Raw genomic sequence first — 17,823 nt, 5'->3', positions numbered from 1 at the left:
AGAATTAAAAAATTAAGGAGTAAGCGCTTTTAAAACCAAATTGAAAGCTTCTTCCTTGATTTCTGTAGTAAAAGCAAAAGGTTTTCCAGACATTGATTTTCCTTCTCTGTGCAGTTCCAAAAGAGAATAAAGTGAGCCATAAGCAATGCTCCAAAAAACTTCAAATGTCATAGGGACAAGCTCTTTTTTTTCAATCGCTTTGGTAATGAATTTGGTCATTTCGTCTTTAAAATCAGATGAGATTTCAGATAAAATAGCGTCGCCGTAAGTCGAATGTTTTAAGAGCTCAAAACAAGTTGCTTGCAAAGAAAAGATAATTTCAAACTTAGAGCGGTTTTCCCATTGTTTGCGTAAACCGTCAACAAAGGACATTTCGGATGAAAATCCAACCAACATTTCATCAAAGAAATTTTTGCCAATTTCAGCGCCAATTTTCCGAATCATATCTTCTTTGTCCGAATAATAGATATAAAGTGTTGCTACAGAAATTCCGCATTCTTTTGCGAGACGATTCATTCCAAAACCTTCTACGCCTTGTGCAACAAGCATTTCAATAGCTTTTTGCTTTACGATTTCTTCTTTATTAGTATCTCTTGTTCTCATAATTTTCTGAATTATGGTACAAAGATATTAATAATAAGTGAATGTTCGCTTATTTATGTAATATTTTTATTTTCAAAATTTAAGAGGAACAAAGAAGCAAAGGTTTTTGAAATTGTGAGAATAAAAAAAAGCTAGACAATCTGATTTATAGATTGTTCTAGCTTTTTAATTTTTATGAATAACTTTTTTAAAGCTCAGTTGTCTGATTTGCTTCTCTTAGATTTTGGTTTTCTAATATCTTTTGAATAAATGGTTTTACCTGACTTTCAATTTCACTTTCTGAAATATTTAAAGCTTTTGGATCTGATTTTAATTGTAACCAAGGTTTTGGGCCGTCAAAATTATAACTTCCAAAAACGACAACCGGTGTACCTTTTACTTTTACATTTTCTTTGTCTTTCAGAATCCATTCATCAGCAAACTTGTAAAGGTATTTTGCATCTTTTTCCTCAAGTCTGAGACACGAGTGCGAAGCCGGATAACCAGGCAACTCATATTCATGAAAACCAACGCCAAGTTTATTTTCAATATTGAAATTCCATTTTAAATCCCATTCGTCATTGAAAGTACTGGTAGTTTTTTCTGCTTTCCAGTTCGTAAAAAACAAGCCTGTTGGAGTAGGATCTTTTTTTCTTCCCATATTTGTTGGTCCTGTACGGACTAATTCGCCATTTTCGTAAGCGCCAAAAGTTTGAGTAGGATAGGAGAAAATAATAATTTTTGATACTTCTTCTAAAGCAGAAACATGAAGTGGAAATGGCATATAATAAACCAAATCGCCAGTAAAATCTGCTGGAATCACTACCGAATCTAATTTTTTAAAATTTGCTTTATCTGTTCTATTTAAGGCATAAACAATATTCATTTTGCTACTATCGGCCTCATTAATTTTCAGCCATTCTTTAGTATTTTGAATTTGATAAGAAATTGCGGAATTGGGTTTCTTATATTCAATTACTTTTTTTGCTTTTGTGTTTTCAGATAAATGTACGGTTTCATTTTTTTTGCATGAACCTAGTAAAACTAACATAAGAATTAGTAATACATTTGCTGTATAATATAACTTTTTCATAGGTAGTATTTTTATGAAAGTAAAGTTATAAATACGATAGTCGAAAAGGGTTACATAATTTTTTAAGTAGTTTACGGGATTTTCATTTATACGATAGAATTCATTTGAAATATGCTGTCTAAAACCTTAAATCAATTCTTTATTTCCTCCAATAATTATTAGCAGCTGCAATAGTTGCAAATTCAGTAGCTACAGTTTGTCCTACAGCAATAAGCATTGCAGCATCTTCTGCATAAATAGGGCGCAATTTTTCTCTAACTGCAGGATCTGGTTGTGTAATTTTTATGATTAGCCGAGCCATTTTTACGGCTAACTGACGACCTTCTTCTGGGGTATTAGTAATGAGCGAATCATTTGGAACTAATTGTACTTGATCAGACATAATATTTATTTTTTTTGATTATTATTTTTCAAATAAAATTAATTAAAATCTGACTTATTAAAAAGGTAATTTATCTGATAATCAGTGCTTTTTCGAAATAAATAATAATTCTAAATTAGTCTTTTTAACATGATTCAATAATAGTTTTAATAGTTGATTTTTGATGATTTTTGATGATTTTTTAAAAACCAGGAAGTTTTTATTATTTGTAGGTTATTGAATATTAAAGAATTTAGAAGCATTTTTATAAAATATTTTATCCTTTTGAGCGTCATTTAAAAAAGGAGCTTCTTCTACAGTTTTTATACTTAAAGAAATTCCATCTTCCCAGATCATTTGGTCAGATCCGTACATAATTCTGTCTTCGAATCCTGCGGTAATTAAAGCTTTTAAGTAGCTGTAGAATTCTTCTTTTGGAACTAACCAATCAACAGCAGATACATCAACGTAAACTTGCGGAAAAATAACCATTAATGCTTTGGTCTCTTCTAAGAAAGGGTATCCCATGTGCATTAATTGAACTTTTAATTTTGGATGTTTTAGCAACACAGGTTCTAAAAGCAATGGTTTTCCGGCTTCAATTTTAAAATTTGGACAGCATGTATACGGCGTATTGGGTGCTGCGATGCCAGTATGTACTGCAACCGGAATTCCAAATTTTTCACAAATGGATAAATAAGGTTCATATTTTTTATCACTCAAAACTTCTCCTTCATATTGTAACCCAAGTTCTCCAAAAGCAGAAATTTTATGCTCTTCGCATAATTTTTTAAATGCTAAAGTATCGGGTAAAGAATTATTTTGATGATCCGGATATTCTAAAGAACTTATGAACCTTGAAGGATCTTTCGAAATAAAATCCGCATTTCTTTTTAGCGTTCCGGAGCAAATTGCTTTTACAACATTATATTCTTTAAGCAATGCAATATTGCTATTTAATATCATATCATTTGTTTCTGCTTTTGGAGCTTTTCCTGTTATTGGATTTGGCGGAGGAATTTTTCCGTAATCTCCGGCAGAACGGGTATGAAAATGTACATCTATTATTTTTCTGTTTTGCGATGTTATGTTTTGAGAAAAGAAAATAGGGATTAAAAAGAAAAGTACAGTTTTATTCATTTTCGTCTATTTTAGTTCTGGTTAAACACAACATTCTAAAAAATAATAATTTTAATAAATCTAAGGTACTAAATAATTATATAAGTCCTTTTATTTTAGCATGTTGCAATAATAAAATGGTTTTAGCATCAGAAATCTCGCCCGATTCTATCATCGCATAAGCTTCATCAAAAGTATATTCCAAAACTTCGATATTTTCCTGTTCCGAATCTAGTCCACCGCCTTCACTAACCTTCATGCTTTCGTTGTATTCGCCAACAAAAAGATATAAAATTTCAGTTACAGCGCCTGGTGACATATAAGTTTCAAAAACTTTTTGAACTTTAGAAATACGATAACCGGTCTCTTCCTCAGTTTCACGAATGATTGCAGTTTCAGGATTGTCTTTGTCTAAAAGTCCAGCACAAACTTCAATCATCATTCCGGTTTTATTCCCGTTTAGAAAACTCGGTAAACGAAATTGACGTGTTAAAATAACTGTTTTTTTCGTTGAATTATAAAGTAAAATTCCGGCTCCATTTCCTCGATCATACACTTCACGTGTATGTGTTTGAGGAGCTTCATTTTCTTTTTGATAACTAAAAGTCACTTTATTTAAAATATACCAATTATCGGATAGCAAAGAAGTTTCTGTGATTTTGATTTCCGGATTTTTCATAAGGCGAATAGATTTATATAAAAAAACGCTCTGATTATCAGAGCGTTTAAAATGTATTATTTTGTTATTGTTTGTTTTCTATCTGGTCCAACCGATACAATTTTGATTGGCACTTCGATTTCTTTTTCAATAAACTCGATATATTCTTTTAGCTCAATTGGTAATTGATCGTAAGTTGTCAATCCAGTTAAGTCTTGTTTCCATCCTTTGAATTCTTTGTAAACCGGAGTAACGTTTTCTGGTTCAATGTTGTATGGAAAGTGAGAAATGTTTTGTCCTTTATAATTGTATTCTGTACAAACTTTTAAAGTTTCGAATCCAGAAAGAACATCGCCTTTCATCATCATTAACTGAGTAACTCCGTTAACTTGAACAGCATATTTTAAAGCAACAAGATCTAACCATCCGCAACGTCTTTGTCTTCCTGTTACAGAACCAAATTCGTTTCCAACTCTTGCCATAGTAGCACCAACTTCGTCAAAAAGTTCAGTTGGAAAAGGTCCGCTACCTACACGCGTAACATAAGCTTTGAAAATTCCGTAAACTTCTTTGATTTTGTTCGGAGCAATTCCTAAACCTGTACAAGCACCTGCAGCAGTAGTATTTGATGAAGTTACGAAAGGGTAGGTTCCGAAATCAACATCTAATAAAGATCCTTGAGCACCTTCACAAAGAATAGATTTTCCAGCTTTTTGAGCTTGGTGCATGTATTCTTCACTGTCAATGAAATCTAATTTCTTTAATTCTTCAATAGCTTCGAAGAATTCTTTTTCAAGTTCAGCTAAATTGTATTGAATGTTAACATCGTAAAAAGCAATCATAGCTTCGTGTTTGTCTGCCAATGCTCTGTAACGCTCTTTAAAATCTTCTAATTCGATATCTCCAACACGTAAACCATTTCTACCTGTTTTGTCCATGTAAGTTGGTCCAATACCTTTTAGAGTAGAACCAATTTTTGCTTTTCCTTTTGATGCTTCAGAAGCTGCGTCAAGCAAACGGTGTGTTGGTAAAATTAAGTGTGCTTTTCTTGAAATGATTAGTTTGCTTTTGATATCAAGGTTGAATTTCTCTAAACCTTCGATTTCTTTTTGAAAAACTACAGGATCAATTACAACTCCATTTCCGATGATATTTACTGAATTTTTATGAAAAATTCCAGAAGGAATAGTTCTAAGTACGTGTTTAATTCCGTCAAATTCTAATGTATGTCCTGCATTTGGTCCTCCTTGAAAACGTGCAATAATATCATAATTTGAGGTAAGTACGTCAACAATTTTTCCTTTACCTTCATCTCCCCATTGTAATCCTAGTAATAAATCTACCGTCATTCTGTTTTAATTTGCGTTGGGACAAACCGAATTGTCCTACTGATTAATGTAGTTAATTTTCTTTTTTTTTATTTTTTGAATAATGCCTTTTCGGATTATTATTTTTGCTTTTTGTTTCCGTAGAAATAAAGTGAATGATTCGTAATTTCGATATCAAATATTTCTTCGATTGTTTTTTTGATGGTCTGAATTCTTGGATCGCAAAATTCAATAACTTCTCCAGAATCAGTCATGATGATATGATCATGCTGTTTGTCGAAATATGATTTTTCGTAGTAAGCCTGATTTTGCCCAAATTGATGTTTTCTAACCAAAGCGCAGTCTAACAATAACTCGATCGTGTTGTACAATGTAGCTCTACTCACACGATAGTTTTTGTTTTTCATTTTGATATATAGGTTTTCTATGTCAAAATGCTCTTCGCTATCGTAAATTTCCTGAAGTATAGCATAACGCTCAGGAGTTTTGCGATGCCCTTTTTGTTCAAGATACATTGTAAAAACATTTTTTACAATTTCTTGATTCTTAGTGTTGTCAGTTGAAATAAGTGTCATATCCTGCAAAGATAATTTTTTATTTTTAATCAATAAAAGTTTCGGCTTTAAAGTTTAACGTTCAAAATCATTTCAGAACAGTCAAAGTGTAATAGTTACAGGGTTTAACAGTCGTATTTTTTGGAGAATCTAAAAAAGCTTAATTAACATAAATATTTTTAATTACAATAAAATTAACAAATTCCTATTTGCTTTTTGTCATGTACATATACCAATTCCATTCCCAGGTTTTTCCGTTATCATCAGACATGGCCTGACTCCAAACTGGATTTTGTTTGTCTCTGGCGTCCCAACGAAAAACCTGAATCACATTTTTTCCTTCATAAACATCTTTTGAAAAAAAGTGCCCAATATTATTTTCGAATGAACCCACAACAGGCTTATCTAAAACGCCAGTATTTGAATCTGACCAATAAATACTCCACAATCTGTCTTTTGGATTAAATAATCTGACGGTCATTCCTTCAAAAGGTTCGCCATCAAAAGTGGCCAGGAAATTATCGATATTTCCAATTCCGTTCAGGATTTTATACATTTCCTGAGTTGATGGAAATTCGATCCATTCGGTACAATTTGAAAATCTTTGTTTTAATTTTTTATTTCGAATGAAAGATTTTCCCTGAAAAAAATCAAAATCATCTTTTGAAGAAGATTCAGAAGCGATAATAATAAGTTCGCCATTTTCATCAAAATGTATTTCGGGAATTTCTAGGTTTTCATTTTCCATAAAAAAATATTTAAGTTCGATATTCTCTTGTTACTTTGTCAACGCCATCTATTTTTTTAATAGCACTGATCATTTTCTTCAAAATGGTATTGTTTTTAACAATTACTGCAACCTGTCCGTGAAAAATTCCAGCATCTGTACTTAACGAAATGCTTTGAATATTAACGTTCATATTGTTCGAAATTACTTTTGTTAATTGATTTGTAAGTCCTAAAACGTCCATTCCGGTAATATTGATAATCGCTTTGAATTCTTCCTGTGAAGAGTCAATCCATTTAGCGCTCATGATTCGGTATGCATAATTAGACTGCATCCCAATAGCGTTTGGACAATCTTTTTTATGCACTTTTATTCCTTCGTTAATGGTAACAAAACCAAAAACGTCATCTCCAGGAATCGGGTTACAGCATTGCGAAAGTTTATAATCCAATTTGTCATGCTCAGTTCCAAAAACCAGCATATCATAATTACTGCTGATGACAGGTTTGTGGATATCCTCGTCTGCGGTATCTTTATTTCTTTTGATTTTATTTTTGAAGAAATTGATAAACGAATTACTTTTCTGAGCCGCATAATCTTTTAACTGCTGATTTTCGATAGCTCCAATTCCAACTCTGTAAAATAAATCTAAGCTTGTTTTTAATTTAAAAAAGTTAACTAACTCGTTTGTAACTTGCTCGTTTAGTGTAACTTTTAAATGTTTTAATTTTCGGGTAAGTAGTTCTTTTCCTTCTTCGCCAATTTTTTTGGTGTTCTCGTTAAGAACGTTTTTGATTTTGTTTTTGGCACGAGAAGTCGTTACATATTCAAGCCAGTTTACAGTTGGTTTTTGGCTTGCCGATGTAATTACTTCAACCTGATCACCACTTTTTAATTCGTGATTTAACGGAACCAAACGTCCATTAACACGTGTTCCTCTGGTTTTAATTCCAATTTCAGAGTGAATGCTAAACGCAAAATCTAATGAAGTTGCGCCTTTCGGAAGCGATTTTATTTCTCCTTTTGGTGTAAAGACGAAGATTTCTTTTGAATATAAATTCATTTTGAAATCTTCAACGAAATCTACTGCGTTGGTTTCAGGATTTTCCAAAGCTTCGCGAAGCAAGTTCAGCCAAGTGTCCAATCCGCTTTCTTCCGTAGCACCATTTTTATATTTGTAATGAGCAGCATAACCTTTTTCAGCAATTTCATCCATTCGTTCGCTTCGAACCTGAACTTCGACCCAACGTCCTTTTGGTCCCATAACGGTAATGTGAAGTGCTTCATAACCAGTTGATTTTGGCGATGAAATCCAGTCACGCAAACGACTCGGACTTGGTCTGTAATGATCTGTTACAATCGAATAAATTTTCCAGGCGATAAATTTCTCATCGTGAGGGTCTGATTTATAGACAATTCGAAGTGCGAATTTGTCATATACTTCGTCAAAACTCACATTTTGAGCGCGCATTTTTCTGCGAATCGAGTAAATAGATTTTGGACGACCTTTTATGATATAGTCAATGTTTTCAACATCTAGCGATTTCTTCAAAACATCTGAAATGTCTTTAATGTAGGCATCCTGTTCCTCTTTTGTTTCTCTGATTTTGCTTACAATGTCATTGTAAATAGCTGGTTCAGTATATTTTAATCCTAAATCTTCTAGTTTTGTTTTGATGTTGTAAAGTCCTAAACGATGGGCAAGTGGGGCATAAATATAAAGTGTTTCCGAAGCAATTTTCGTTTGTTTATATTCTGCCATCGAATCCATCGTTTGCATATTGTGGAGACGATCTGCGAGTTTTATCAAAATAACACGCACATCATCGTTCAGGGTCAGGATCATTTTTCTAAAATTCTCAGCCTGCATTGAAGCATTCAAATCTTTTTGAACCAAAGAAATCTTTGTTAAACCTTCTACTAATTGAGCTACTTTTGGATTAAATAATCGCTCAATTTCCTGTACGGTCATAGGTGTATCTTCGACAACATCGTGCAATAAAGCCGCAGCAATAGAGGTTGCACCCAGACCAATTTCTGAGGCAACAATTTTTGCAACTGCAATAGGATGAAATATATACGCTTCTCCAGATTTGCGTCTTTGTTCTTTATGAGCATCAACAGCAACGTCAAAAGCTTTTCGAATTAGTTTTTTATCGGCTGGGGTTAAAGTCTGATAACTTATTCGAAGTAATTCCTTGTATTCCTGCGCAATCGCTTTGTTTTCTTTCTCAATATCTATTTCTATCATAACGGCATATTCAAGTACTAAAAATACGCATTAGTTTGAATATACGCAAGGCTTTAGATTGTTGATTTTAGAAAGGAATTTTTTTGTTTCAAGTTTCAGGTTTCAAGTTTTTAACGATCGTTTTAAGTCCCATTTTTCAACCTGAAACCTGAAACCTGAAACCTGAAACTTTGAACTTGAAACAAAAAAAATTATTCTTTAGAAAAATCCAAATCCTGAAAATCATAACTAAAGTCAGTCAATTCAGAGATTGGGAGCATTTTTAGATTATTAACTTTTCCGCTTTCATCATATTTGAAGAGTAAATGAGCATCGGCATGGAAAAAAGCATTGTTCCATTTTACAACATAATTTCCATCTTTATAAAAAGAAACTTCGCCTGCCAATTGTGGAGAGCGTTTAGAGGCAAAATATAATTTTCCTTTTTTCTCTGTAATCGTGATTTCTCCAAACCAATTGTCTTTATAAGTTCCAACAATTTTAGAAAAATCAGTTATTATTTTATCTTTTTTATTCTTAGCAACAACTGCCCAAACTTCGTCTGTAACTTTATCAGCCTTTTCTTCGTTGGCCTTCATTCTGTTGCTGTAAACAGTCACGTAATCATCAGATTTTATGCCTAAATAACTGTCTTTTATAGTATTCGTAATCGCATTAAAGGCAGCACCAGATTGCTGATTTGTTAAAACAATAATTCCCAAACCAATTTCTGGAATCAAGGTTGTCTGCGTCACATTTCCTTCTAAACCTCCCGTGTGAGATGCTTGTTTGTATCCTTTTACATCGCTTAAAAACCAGCCTAATCCGTAACCTGAAAAATGAGTATTGTATGGCGGTCTGGTTTTAGCAGGAATAATTGTTTGTAGTTGCCACATTTCATCATGCTCTTTTTCAGAAAATAATTGTTTATTCTCGCCGTATTTTCCATTATTGATTTGTAAAATTGCCCATTTGCTCAAATCATTCACGCTTGAGTAAATTCCGGCAGCGCCATCAAAAAGCTGGTTTTCGTAACGTTTTATTGTTTTTAGTTTTCCGTCAATAGGAACGTGAGGCGTAATTACATTTGAAGTATCTTTTAAGCGTTTTATTGAAGCCACGCTGTTATTCATTTCTAAAGGTTTCATGATGCGCTCTTCGACAAAATCTGCCCAGGTTTTTCCGCTTACAACATGAACAATTTCACCAGCAATAATATACATTAGGTTGTCATAATCATATTTTGTTCTAAAGCTCGAAACCGGCTTCAAATAACGTAAATTATGAATTATATCTTTTGCTGTAAAATCACTTCCGTCTGGCCAGATCATTAAATCTCCGGCACCAAGACCAAGTCCGCTTCTGTGTGTTAGTAAATCACGAATGGTGAATTCACGAGTTACAAAATCATCATACATTTTAAAATCAGGAAGATATTTGATCACTTTATCGTCCCATTTTATTTTGCCTTCATCTACCAACATTGCCAATGCTGCACTGGTAAATGCCTTACTGTTTGATGCAATTCCGAAAAGTGTATTAGTATCTACTTTTTGTTGCGTTACGATTGATTTTACGCCATATCCTTTAGCCAGAACTACTTTTCCATCTTTTACAATAGCAACTGAAATTCCGGGAACGTCAAATGCTTTCATCGTTCGTTCTACTAAATTGTCAACTTCCTGATTGGTAATTTGTGCGAAAGTTGTGAAACTGAATAAAAGTGCTAAAAACGATAATTTGTACTTCATAACTTGGTTAGTTTAAGATTATTTAAATTCTCTTTGGCGTTTGGCTTCAAAAATCAAAATTGCAGCTGCCACAGAAACATTCATGCTGTCAATTTCTCCCTGCATCGGAATGATGATATTTTGTGTTGCGGCGTCACGCCATATCTGGGTTAAACCTGTTGCTTCAGTTCCCACAACCAAAGCGGTTGGAGTAGTGAAATTTTGAGTATGGTAGAAAGTCGAATTTTGTAAAGTTGCGCTATAGAAGTTGATCTTTTTTTCTTTTAAAAACGCAATGATTTCGTCAGATGTTCCGGTAGCAATCTGATTAGTGAAAAGACACCCAACACTGGAACGCACAATATTCGGATTGTATAAATCACTTTTTGGATTGGCGATTAAAACAGCATCTAAATTGGCTGCATCGGCAGTTCGTAATACAGCGCCTATATTTCCTGGTTTTTCCAAAGATTCAACAATTAAAATCAATGGATTATCAGATAGTTTTAAATCAGATAATTTTAGGGATTTGGTTTTGGCTACAGCCAAAATACCTTCGGTCGTATCGCGATAAGCCAGTTTTTGATAAACTTCTTTATTGATTTCGATTAGTTGAAAGGGACGAGAAATCAGTTTATTTATTTCTGTTTCAGAAACCAATTCAGGTAAAAATAAAACCGTTTCAATTTCGTAACCGCCTTTTATAGCTAATGAAATTTCTCGTAATCCTTCGATCAAAAATGTACCAGTTTGTTTTCTAGCTTTGGATTTTTCCTGAAGCAAAACAAGCGATTTAATAAATGGATTTTGAACTGAAGTGATTTGTTTCATTTTTTTGAGCGACTAAGATTCTAAGGCGCTAAGGTACTGAGATTTTTTTTAAAGTTCCAAAGCGTCAGAACGGCAAAGGTTTTTTAGCCACGAATTCACGAATTATTTTTTCAAAACTTTGCGTGGAAAAAATTCGTGAATTGCTTCACCTATTCGCTATCGCTCGGGTCGTGGCGAAAAAAAAGAACTATTTCTCAAAAACTTCTTTTACCTCTTCATTAACAGGATGATCCGTTTTAAAATCATATCCCATCAATTTTGCTAATGTTTGCGCAAATTGTTTTTGATACAATTGAGATTCGCTTTTGATTTCGCCTTTTGGAGCAATTTCTGGTCCTATAGTTGCGAACCAAATTTGCGAAGCACCTTCAATATCAGCACCGTGATCTGTCCATTGTTTTTTTATTTTGTCGCCGCGACCGTGATCAACTGTGATAAATAAAGTGGTTTTGTTTTTGTATTGCGGATCGTTTTGCACAAAATTCCAGATTTCCTGAATCCATTTATCCACTTGGTTTGCAGCATCAAGATACGAACGATATTCAGCATGATGTGCCCATTCATCTGTTTCTCCGTAGGCAATATAAAGTACTTTTGGTTTTTTCGTTTTAAGCTCATCCATGGCCTGATAATGTGTGAAAACATCCAGACATTCATCTTCATGAAATGGCTTATACGAGTTATCGCGCATTTCGTTTAATAATTTTTGAGATAAAGTTGGCTTATTTCCGCCCACTTTATCAAATGCTGAAATTACCGGAAACCCGCTTCTTTCTTCGTTTAAAATTCGGTCAAAAGCATCCCAGGCGCCAAATGCGGCAACTTTTCCTTTAAGTTTGGATTGTTTGTTTAAAAATTCTAAAACATTCACATTTGGATTTGCTTTATAACCGTTTGAGTTTACTTTAGTATCTACATTTCCAGTCATAATTTCACTGTAACCTGGATAACTAAACCAATACGGATTGGCAACATCGACTTTATTTCCTAGATCACGATTGCCATAAATTTGTCCTTTGGAAGCAATTTCAGACCAGAAAAAAGGCATTAGTTTTTTGCGTGCTTCTTTGATTTCGGCACTTCCATATTTTTTATAAATGTAAGCGCTGTCTCCCTGATTGAATTTTTTATCATTGGCAATTGCCGGATCTAATCCTTTAAAAACTTCTTGCCATCTGAAACCATCTGTAGTTATGATGATAATGTTTTCTGTTTTTTGTGCTGAAGCTGAAAATCCTGCTAAAAAGAGTAGAATTAGAGATATTTTTTTCATTTTTTTTGAGTTACAAAGGTTCAAAGTTTTTTCAATATTCTTAAATCTAATTTACGAACTATATATCTTATGATTACTCTTTTAGTATTTTCTAAATATAAAGGTTTCGTTAATCTTCAATAGTTAAAAAAATCAGGAAAAATTCATCTATTTCATATTGTTTGTACCATTTTTCAATGTCTATATATCCTTTGGTAACTTCACAATAACCAAGTGCGCCTTTTTCTTCATTATCATTTGGAGGAGTAATAAAAGCAATTTGAAATTCTTTTCCAATCTGGATTTCAATTGGTTTTTGATCAGAAATCTCACGGAGAGAAAATGTATTGTCTTTGTACTTTTTATTTACATCAAAAATATTTTTATTATGAGAATTTGAAAATGCAAATGTGATTTTTTCATTGCTTAAAAGCTGTTGAGCAACAATTGAAAACTTAAAATCTTTACCAATTTTAGGGTCTTCATTTTTTTTAGTGTCTTTTGCAACTTTTTCAATTTCAACTTTTCCGTTTTTATATTTTCGGATTACAATCTTGTAATTCTTGCCAATTAATTTTTCAGAATTTGTAAAAGTTAAATCGATTTTCTCTATTCCCTGAAAAGCTTCTAAAATGAATTCTCGTGACCCCATAGGAGGCATGTCTAATTTGGAAATCATTTCAATTTTGTTCTCTTGTCCATAAGAATAAGACATCAAAAATGTAAAAATAAGAAGTAATGCTTTTTTCATAATATCATTTTATTTTTTACAAATAACGTTTTACAGCATTTACAAAATCCCTCTCGCTTTTATTTCTAAATATTTATTTATCGCATCCAAAGTCAGATTTTCAGGCTGCGTTAAAACCGAATGAATTCCGTACTTTTTAAGTTCATTTGCAATTAATCGTTTTTCGAACATGAATTTTTCAGCAATTACTTTGTCATAAACCTCCTGAATGGTATCTGTTTTTTTGTTAATGATCGAGTTCAATTCCGTATTCTGAAAGAAAACAACAACTAACAGATGATTTTTTGCAATTCCTTTTAAATAAGGTAATTGACGGTTTAAGCCATCCATCGTTTCAAAGTTTGTATATAAAATAATCAAACTTCTTTGGTTGATGTTTTTCTTGATATCAACATACAAACGACTGTAATCGCTTTCGAAAAAATCGGTTTTGATATTGTATAAAGTCTCAAGAATTTTTTGCATTTGCGAGCCTCTTTTTTCGGCAAAAACGCGATTTTCTACTTTTTTAGAAAAAGAAAAAAGTCCGGCTTTATCCTGTTTTTTCAGAATAACATTAGACAAAACCAATGTTGAATTGATCGCATAATCGAGTAGACTTAATCCGTCAAAAGGCATTTGCATCACGCGGCCTTTATCAATTGCCATATAAACCGATTGTGATTTTTCATCCTGAAACTGGTTGACCATCAAAGCATTTTTCTTTGCTGTCGCTTTCCAGTTTATAGTTCTTAAATCATCGCCCTGAACATATTCTTTAATTTGCTCAAACTCCATTGTATGACCAATTCGGCGAATTTTCTTGATCCCGTATTGAAATAAATTATTCGAAAATGCCAATAAATCGTATTTTCTTAATTGAATATAAGAAGGATACGTAGGTACCATTTGATCATTATTAAATATAAATCGTCGTGAAATTAATCGCAAAGGTGAAGAAACATAAATATTTAAATAACCAAAATAATATTCTCCACGCTCGGTTGGACGTAAATCATAACCGATTTCTTTTTGTTCCGAGGCTTTTAACGTTTTAATAATTTTGAAATCACGAACCTGAAACTGAAACGGAATTTCATCAATTATTTTTACCGAAACCGAAAAGGTATAATGATTCTTTAAAACAAGATTTATAGGATTTAAATCTCCATTTGATAATTTCTCGGGAGTAATTCGGTCTGCTTCAAATCCTGTTTTGGTTAAATATAATAGCAAAATATCTAAACCCAAAAAAGTAATTAAAATCAAAACTCCAAACCAAACGGCATCATAAATATTCGGGAAAATAAAAGCGCAAACAAATAATCCTACAATGCCAGCAAGCACATAGAAAAAGAAGTTGTTGAGATATAGACTTTTTATAAACTTCATTTTTTTGTTTAAAGTTTCAGGTTTCAAGTTCTGTCTGCATTGTCAGGCTGAGCGGAGTCGAAGCCCGTTGCGTTCTGCCCTTCGACTTCGCTCAGGGTGACATCAATTATATTTTTGAATTTCAGGTTTTTGATGGTTTAATCAATTCACATTTCACAATTCACATTTCACAATTCACCATTCATCATTCACAATTAATAATTATCTAGGTATTTCTACAGTTTCGATAATTTGTTTGATAATTTCTGAGCTTGTAATTCCTTCCATTTCTCGTTCTGGCGCAACAATTACACGATGTTGTAAAACCGGAATTGCAGCTTCTTTAATATCCTCAGGAGTAACAAAATCACGTCCTCGGATGGCAGCAAAACCTTTAGCGGCATTCAAAATTGCAATCGAAGCACGTGGTGACGCCCCTAAATACAAAAAGGCATTTTCTCTAGTATTCACTACAATTCGGGCAATGTATTCCAATAGATTTTGCTCTACTCTAATCTGTTTTATTAAAGCCTGATATTCTTTTATTTCTGAAGCAGAAAGTACGGCTTTAATTGCTTCCAATTTTCCATGATCCTGTAATAAATGCTCACGTTGAATAATCAGGATTTCTTCATTTAATTTAGGATAATCAACCGCAATTTTGAATAAAAATCGGTCTAATTGCGCTTCTGGCAAACGGTATGTTCCTTCTTGCTCAATTGGATTTTGGGTTGCAATTACTAAAAAAGGAGTGTCAAGTTGATATCCTGAACCGTCAATTGTAATTTGGCGTTCTTCCATAACTTCAAAAAGAGCTGCCTGTGTTTTTGCCGGCGCACGATTGATCTCGTCAATTAAAATCAAATTAGAGAAAATAGGTCCTTTTTTAAATTCAAATTCAGAACTTTTTAAATTAAAAATTGAGGTTCCTAAAATATCCGAAGGCATTAAATCTGGTGTAAACTGAATTCGACTAAAGTCAATATTCACGGTTTTTGCCAGAAGTTTTGCCGTAATTGTTTTCGCAACTCCGGGAACACCTTCTAATAAAACATGTCCATTTGACAAAATAGCAACCAAAAGCTGGTCAACCATTTTGTGCTGACCAACAATTACAGTTTCGATTTCTTTTTTGATGGCATTAACGTGTTCTAAAAGCGGCGTTAAATTTAGTCTGGTTTCGAAATTTACATTTTCATTTGTGATTTCGTTTTCTGTGATGCTATTTTCGTCCATGTTTTGGTATGTTTTCTTTTGGTGAATTTCGGTTAAAAATACTAATGTATAACTTTTTCAATTGCATTATTAATTCGGATTAAATCTTCTTCAAGACTTCCGTGATAACTCTTTCGATGTTCATTTATTAAAAAGACAAGTTCTTGTATATCAGCAATGTTTTTTCCTGTTTTAAGATGCAGTTTTTTAATAAAATCATCATCCAGTTTTGTGGTATCAAGCAAATATTCGGTTCGCATTTTTTCAAGAAAGAAAATAATTTTCTTGTCGATAATATTTGTGTGATCGCCCTCCTGATAATATAAATTTCCGATTGTTTTGGTAAAATCGACTGTTAAATTGGCAAGCGGTTTTACAATTGGCACAATTCGTTGTTTTCGTTTGGCATTAAAAAATATGAAAATCAAAATCCCAAATATACTCATCAAATAAGCCCATTTTAATCCCGGCTGGCTAAAAATATATCGAAGAGGAGAACCAGAAACCGACTCATTATTTTGTCCTTTTGTGTACCAAAAAATAGCTCCTTTAGGAATTTGTGACAATGCATTTTCGGCATATTGATAATGATTTCCTTTCAGCAAATGATAATTAGTAAAAGCGGCCGGCTGTGTATGCAGATAAAAATAACCGCTGTGATATTGCACTTTTATGAAATTAATATGCTTTTCATTTTTTGCTGAACTTTGATAGCCTAAAACAGTAGTATTTGCTGTATCGATTTTAGAAAAATAATCCTCAACCGACTGCGTAAAAATGTATTTTTTTGAACTTGCTTTTTGATTTGCCATCCAAATCAAAGTCTTATGAGGTCTTTTTAAATCGTTCTGAACATCAAGTTTTAAACTATCTAACAAAATTTGAGGAAAACTGCGCATACTCAAAAAAGCATTATTTCCTCGCGAAACAAAATAAAAAAGCTCTTTTACAGATTGCTCGTCAATATCGCCATTTCCAGCAATATTAAGGAATGTGCCTTTTATTCTATAATCTTCAACTAAAGTATCTGGATTGTATTTAGAATCTAAATATTCGTAAGGCGTTACAGCCGTAATTCTTTCGATTTTTTGTCCTTTCAAAAGTCCTTTGATTTCTTTGTCAAAAACATATAATCCGTACGGAATCTTGTCATGTACAGAAAAAGTTGGACGCCAGTCAATTGGTTTTGGCTGTTTCTTACCTGCAAATAAAATCAAGCCGAAAATAAAAACCAGAACACCGATATAAATTTTAATAGATTTATCCATGGTTAAAGGTTTTTATAGCTTTTTTAAATCGGTTTTCAGCTTTTAAGAAAATAGGCTCGTTTATATCAAATTCGCCGTACCAAATGTAATTGTACAAATAAGATAAATAGGTAAATTCTTCCCTATGAACAGGACTTTGAATTTCATATAAATAATCAGAATTGGTTTTTTCAATATCCCATTCTATGTAATGATTTTGCGCCATGACTTTTAATAGCCACAAATAATAATAGCGAATCGCAATCCTTTTTTGATCTGACTGAATATTTTCTGCAATCAGTTTTTCGAAATCTATAAGATGAATATTTTTTTCGGCATCAGAATAATAAATAGTTCTTTTTTTAGAATTTTTGCCAAAAATCCATTGTCCTTCTTTATTGATTAATGCTTTTACTATCAGGAAAATAACAATGATTACAATTATTGCCGCCAAAGTTTTAAAAAGAATAGCAACAAAATCTATTGAGGCTTTTTGATTGCTGAAAGTGAATATTTTGCTGAAAATACGGGCAAGCCATTCTAAAAAATCATCCCAAAATGTTTTTTCAGGAGGCTTAACTTCATAAACAAAATCATCGCTTTTGTATCTCTTTTTGAAATCTTTTTCAAAAGTTTTAGGGGGAATTGTAGCCGTATCAATCTGGATGTCTTTTTCAGTATATTTAATAGAAACGGCTTTTGGAGGTTCTTCGGTCACAAGAGAATCTTGCGCATTTGAAAAACTGCAACAAAAAATAAAAAGTAAAATGAAGAAAATCTTATTCATTATGGTTT

17 protein-coding genes are annotated in these 17,823 nt (G+C 32.7%); all 17 read right to left on the bottom strand.

Annotated features, from left to right (window positions below):
• Positions 1-12: 12 nt before the first annotated feature.
• Positions 13-603: a TetR/AcrR family transcriptional regulator gene (locus FN795_RS05510; RefSeq protein WP_142449729.1), complete on the bottom strand. Its 591-nt coding sequence runs from the start codon at positions 601-603 to the stop codon at positions 13-15.
• A gap of 187 nt (positions 604-790) precedes the next feature.
• Positions 791-1,675, bottom strand: a complete 885-nt coding sequence (locus FN795_RS05505; RefSeq protein WP_142449728.1) for a L,D-transpeptidase — start codon at positions 1,673-1,675, stop codon at positions 791-793.
• A gap of 139 nt (positions 1,676-1,814) precedes the next feature.
• Positions 1,815-2,057 carry a hexameric tyrosine-coordinated heme protein gene (locus FN795_RS05500; protein WP_142449727.1) on the bottom strand — a complete coding sequence of 81 codons (243 nt, stop codon included), beginning with the start codon at positions 2,055-2,057 and terminating at the stop codon, positions 1,815-1,817.
• A 213-nt stretch (positions 2,058-2,270) separates the two neighbouring features.
• On the bottom strand, positions 2,271-3,176 hold the full coding sequence (locus tag FN795_RS05495) for an amidohydrolase family protein (protein WP_142449726.1): 906 nt from the start codon (positions 3,174-3,176) through the stop codon (positions 2,271-2,273).
• 76 nt (positions 3,177-3,252) lie between these two features.
• Positions 3,253-3,834 carry an NUDIX domain-containing protein gene (locus tag FN795_RS05490; protein ID WP_142449725.1) on the bottom strand — a complete coding sequence of 194 codons (582 nt, stop codon included), beginning with the start codon at positions 3,832-3,834 and terminating at the stop codon, positions 3,253-3,255.
• 56 nt (positions 3,835-3,890) lie between these two features.
• Positions 3,891-5,162: an adenylosuccinate synthase gene (locus FN795_RS05485; protein ID WP_035649096.1), complete on the bottom strand. Its 1,272-nt coding sequence runs from the start codon at positions 5,160-5,162 to the stop codon at positions 3,891-3,893.
• Positions 5,163-5,260: 98 nt separating this feature from the next.
• Positions 5,261-5,716, bottom strand: coding sequence for a Fur family transcriptional regulator (locus FN795_RS05480; RefSeq protein ID WP_035649453.1), 456 nt, complete (start codon positions 5,714-5,716; stop codon positions 5,261-5,263).
• Between the two features lie 184 nt (positions 5,717-5,900).
• Positions 5,901-6,443, bottom strand: a complete 543-nt coding sequence (locus FN795_RS05475) for a hypothetical protein (protein WP_142449724.1) — start codon at positions 6,441-6,443, stop codon at positions 5,901-5,903.
• Between the two features lie 10 nt (positions 6,444-6,453).
• The gene (locus FN795_RS05470; protein ID WP_142449723.1) at positions 6,454-8,673 is read right to left on the bottom strand and encodes a RelA/SpoT family protein; all 2,220 of its coding nucleotides are present in this window, start codon (positions 8,671-8,673) and stop codon (positions 6,454-6,456) included.
• A 191-nt stretch (positions 8,674-8,864) separates the two neighbouring features.
• On the bottom strand, positions 8,865-10,403 hold the full coding sequence (locus tag FN795_RS05465) for a serine hydrolase (RefSeq protein WP_142449722.1): 1,539 nt from the start codon (positions 10,401-10,403) through the stop codon (positions 8,865-8,867).
• 18 nt (positions 10,404-10,421) lie between these two features.
• Positions 10,422-11,213, bottom strand: a complete 792-nt coding sequence (locus FN795_RS05460; protein ID WP_142449721.1) for a TrmH family RNA methyltransferase — start codon at positions 11,211-11,213, stop codon at positions 10,422-10,424.
• Between the two features lie 187 nt (positions 11,214-11,400).
• The gene (locus tag FN795_RS05455; protein WP_142449720.1) at positions 11,401-12,486 is read right to left on the bottom strand and encodes an alkaline phosphatase family protein; all 1,086 of its coding nucleotides are present in this window, start codon (positions 12,484-12,486) and stop codon (positions 11,401-11,403) included.
• A 109-nt stretch (positions 12,487-12,595) separates the two neighbouring features.
• Entirely contained in the window at positions 12,596-13,216 is a 621-nt protein-coding gene (locus tag FN795_RS05450) for a hypothetical protein (protein WP_142449719.1), read from the bottom strand.
• A gap of 39 nt (positions 13,217-13,255) precedes the next feature.
• Entirely contained in the window at positions 13,256-14,587 is a 1,332-nt protein-coding gene (locus tag FN795_RS05445; RefSeq protein ID WP_035649088.1) for a DUF58 domain-containing protein, read from the bottom strand.
• A 201-nt stretch (positions 14,588-14,788) separates the two neighbouring features.
• Positions 14,789-15,802 carry an AAA family ATPase gene (locus FN795_RS05440; RefSeq protein ID WP_142449718.1) on the bottom strand — a complete coding sequence of 338 codons (1,014 nt, stop codon included), beginning with the start codon at positions 15,800-15,802 and terminating at the stop codon, positions 14,789-14,791.
• 41 nt (positions 15,803-15,843) lie between these two features.
• Entirely contained in the window at positions 15,844-17,049 is a 1,206-nt protein-coding gene (locus FN795_RS05435; protein WP_142449717.1) for a DUF4350 domain-containing protein, read from the bottom strand.
• Positions 17,042-17,815: a DUF4129 domain-containing protein gene (locus FN795_RS05430; protein WP_142449716.1), complete on the bottom strand. Its 774-nt coding sequence runs from the start codon at positions 17,813-17,815 to the stop codon at positions 17,042-17,044. Before FN795_RS05430 ends, FN795_RS05435 begins: the two co-directional genes overlap by 8 nt.
• Positions 17,816-17,823 lie beyond the last annotated feature (8 nt).

Origin of the sequence: Flavobacterium resistens (genome assembly GCF_900182645.1) — a bacterium.
Classification (GTDB): Bacteria; Bacteroidota; Bacteroidia; order Flavobacteriales; family Flavobacteriaceae; genus Flavobacterium; species Flavobacterium resistens.
Note: the sequence above shows the minus strand (reverse complement) of the source record. Positions and strands in the feature narration are given on the sequence as shown.